The organism is Rickettsia endosymbiont of Culicoides newsteadi (assembly GCF_002259525.1).
Lineage (GTDB): Bacteria > Pseudomonadota > Alphaproteobacteria > Rickettsiales > Rickettsiaceae > Tisiphia.
Genome location: NZ_MWZE01000116.1, coordinates 1 through 3,419, shown reverse-complemented (window position 1 = coordinate 3,419; position 3,419 = coordinate 1). Strand labels below are relative to the sequence as shown.

Genomic DNA, 3,419 nt, shown 5'->3' with positions numbered 1-3,419 from the left:
ATTTCCTGTGACCAATAATTAGCTCCTCCACATGCCTCCATAGCTACCAATGAACTTTTATCGAGATTGCTTAAATAGGCTATTAACTCATCTCTTGTAACTTTTTGGTAACCTATTTTTTTGCCATTTTGATCGACTTGCACCAAGTGCATACTATTTTTTGCTAAATCTATTCCTATTATAGTATTTTTTATGCTATTATTTATCATGGTATGGACCTATTAATTAAATTATTATTTAATTTGGAGCAGCTGAAAACTATTTTTCAGCTGACTCCGTACAAGTAAAGCATATTTCGCTTCACTCGTCCATACCATCATTCCCGCGTAGGCACATAGGCGTCAGCTTAAGAAAATAAGTCGTCATTGCGAGCCACCGTAGGTGGCGTGGCAATCTATTTCTAATCACTTTTCTGGATTGCTTCGTTGACCTTACGGTCTCCTCGCAATGACGGTTTTTCAATTCTTGTTTTCTTAAATTGACGCTTATGTGAGTATGTGGCAATCTAATATCTCTGCTTACGCAGGGGTGACGGTATAGTAAAGCAGGGGTGACAACCATTATCCTATATTTTATTCAAATCTGCAAAAAAACTTGATTATCGAGTATAAGGTGAGTTATACCACATAATATCTATAAATATTAAGATAATTTAAAATATTTACAAATTTTTATCTCGAAACTATTAGTACAACCATAAAAATCATTATACTTCTTAGGTTCTGCATGCAGAACCTAATTGAAATCAATATATGGTAATAAATTTATGGTAAACAAAATAAATATATCTAATGTTATTAAATTCCCTTCCCCATTTGAACGCCTTAAATCATACACTCGTTCACCTGATGTCATCTTACGTAAAGCTATTATTACCCAAGCAATTATTGATGCAACCAATATATCAGAATTACGTGTTGCAAAAAAGCTTGAACTAGAAGCAAAATCATGGATTTTTGGTGGTAGCGAATCTTTTAAGACAACTTGTATGGAAGGTGAGATTGAACCAGCTTTTGTAGTAAAGGTAACCAAGGAAATTATAGAGCTACATAAGAGCAAATCTAACTTTAGAAAGCAATCGCAACAAAAATCAGTAAATAGTAAAAAATCATTATTTAAAACAAAATTATAGGTAGATTTATTATCTATCAAATATTATAATAAATATGTTATAATTCAGGTATAATTACGACTAGAGCCTCGTCTTTTAGTTAATTATCAGTTGGTATAAGCATCTCAGGGTAATGAAGCTGCTTATATTTTAGTTAGAACAATCATCAAGCCATTATAAAAATTTAAAATAATGGCTTGAAATTCATATGATTATATACTAGTTGTATAATTATAGGCAACCCTATTAGCATTACTCTGCTATTAGCGAGGGGGTGATGAAACAATGTTGTTTTGTCTCATACCTACAGGGATTCCTGCCATTGTTAAGAATGACAACTTACAATTGCTTTGTCAACCTACGCTCTTTCTTGCAATAACGGTAGATATACTAATTTTAAAGAGATGAAAATGGATAAGGAAGTTAGAAAATATATAGCAGCCGGAAGAACTAATCTAGTGGTAATTTATATATTATTTTTGTGTGGAATAGTTGCTCCGTTATTACCTATTATTGGTGCAGTTTTTTCCTATATTAATAAGGATGTTAAAAATAAATATTTATCTAGCCATTATATTTTTATATGGCGGACTTTTTGGATAGGATTCGTTGGTATGATGATATCTATAATAACCACTATAATACTAATTGGATCTGTATTGTATATATGTTTGTTGGTGTGGTTTATATTAAGGATTGCTATGGGTTTCAAATATTTATTAAATGGTGTAGAACATCCGAATTACATGACTTACTGGATAAAATAAAATGGATTTTGAAACTATACTCGGCAAGCAAACTGCGTATATAGATGTGTACGATAATAGTTTATTACAGCCAATTAGTCGTAAATTTGCTAGAGAGCAATTACAGATAATAGGTGATTTACCTTTTTATGGCTTTGATATTTGGAATTGTTATGAGGTCTCTTGGCTAAACCAAACTGGTAAACCTGAGATACGGATATTGGAATTTATGGTGAGTAGCGATTCACCTAATATTATAGAATCAAAGTCACTAAAACTTTACTTAAATTCTTTTAGTAATACTAAGCTTAACATTTCAGAGCAAGTAATAGAGTTAATTACCAGGGATTTAAGTCTAATATTTGGGGCAGATGTAATAGTGTTTTTAAAAGAGTTAGAGTCATATGATGGTACTAGGCTGCAATCTTTTTCAGGTATAAATCTCGATAGGTTAGATGTGACGATTACTAGTTTTGAAATTAGTCAAAATTTGCCAAAATTATTGGAAGATAATACGAAGATCGTCGATGAGGTACTATATTCTAATTTGCTCAAATCAAATTGTTTAGTGACTAATCAACCAGATTGGGCATCAGTACAAATTAGCTATCGAGGCAAAAAAATTGACCATAGTTCTTTATTAAAATATTTGGTGTCATTTCGTAATCATAATGAGTTTCATGAACAATGTGTTGAGCGTATTTTTTGTGATATTAGTAAGTTTTGTACACCCGATGAATTAACTGTTTATGCCAGATATACAAGACGTGGAGGCATAGATATTAACCCTATAAGGTCTAGTAGCAATCTAGATGTTACAAAAATTAGCAATTTAAGACATATTCGTCAATAATTACTGAGTAGCTAATGATTTAAATGCACACGATTAAAAAATATTAGTACTAAACATTTGTTACCCCGTCATCACCAACTAAATCAACAGTAGAATCATTATAATTATCACCATTGCCTGATTTGAAATGTTTATAGCAGCAAGCAGCAATACTACCCAGCAATCCCACTCCCAGAAATGTTAATGTAAGGGGAAGTGAAAATGAATTTGTAGTATTTTGCTTGGATGGGGTTGCTGTAAAATCAAGAAATTCCTCAAGTTCTTTATTAGGCTCTGTAGTATCTGCAGCAGATTCTTGCTGAGTGGTAGAACTTTCTAAAGAATTTGTTTGTTGATGCGATTGTAGTATTTGTTGAATCGCTTTGTATATAGGCAAATTTTTATCAGTTATACCTTTGATATTAAGAGAGATAATATCAGTCTTTTCAACGGCTGATAGAAATTCTCCTGAATTTTCTAGATCGAGTGGATTTATATTGTTTTTTGATACCTTCAATTCCTTAATTTTACTGCCTTTAAGCCCTAATATAAGATTTGTTAGTTCTTGAGCTCTTACATGGGAGTCTGATATCTCTAATGTAGCAATGTTGGTTTTTGCTATTTCTTCAGCAATTTTATACAAATCACGTCAATTCGGGATAAGGGATAAGAAAAAATAAAGGAGATATAGGAGTTGCAAGGAGTTAATGCCTGTGATAAATGTTTTTTT

At 31.8% G+C, this 3,419-nt stretch carries 4 protein-coding genes and 1 pseudogene; 3 read left to right on the top strand and 2 right to left on the bottom strand.

Annotated features, from left to right (window positions below):
- A pseudogene (locus RiCNE_RS06455) lies at positions 1-209 on the bottom strand (IS110 family transposase); the annotation flags it as partial.
- A 557-nt stretch (positions 210-766) separates the two neighbouring features.
- Between RiCNE_RS06455 and RiCNE_RS06450 the strand changes: the two are divergent.
- The 3 genes from RiCNE_RS06450 to queF all read left to right on the top strand — a co-directional run bounded on the left by RiCNE_RS06450 (position 767) and on the right by queF (position 2,710).
- A complete protein-coding gene (locus RiCNE_RS06450; protein WP_239832770.1) occupies positions 767-1,132 on the top strand; it encodes a hypothetical protein in 366 nt (121 codons plus the stop codon).
- A gap of 389 nt (positions 1,133-1,521) precedes the next feature.
- The gene (locus RiCNE_RS06445) at positions 1,522-1,878 is read left to right on the top strand and encodes a DUF4870 family protein (protein WP_094649751.1); all 357 of its coding nucleotides are present in this window, start codon (positions 1,522-1,524) and stop codon (positions 1,876-1,878) included.
- Between the two features lies 1 nt (position 1,879).
- Positions 1,880-2,710, top strand: coding sequence for an NADPH-dependent 7-cyano-7-deazaguanine reductase QueF (gene queF / locus RiCNE_RS06440; RefSeq protein WP_094649750.1), 831 nt, complete (start codon positions 1,880-1,882; stop codon positions 2,708-2,710).
- A 49-nt stretch (positions 2,711-2,759) separates the two neighbouring features.
- On the opposite strand, the gene RiCNE_RS06435 is transcribed toward queF, so the two are convergent.
- Positions 2,760-3,332 carry a hypothetical protein gene (locus RiCNE_RS06435; protein ID WP_094649749.1) on the bottom strand — a complete coding sequence of 191 codons (573 nt, stop codon included), beginning with the start codon at positions 3,330-3,332 and terminating at the stop codon, positions 2,760-2,762.
- Positions 3,333-3,419: the final 87 nt, after the last annotated feature.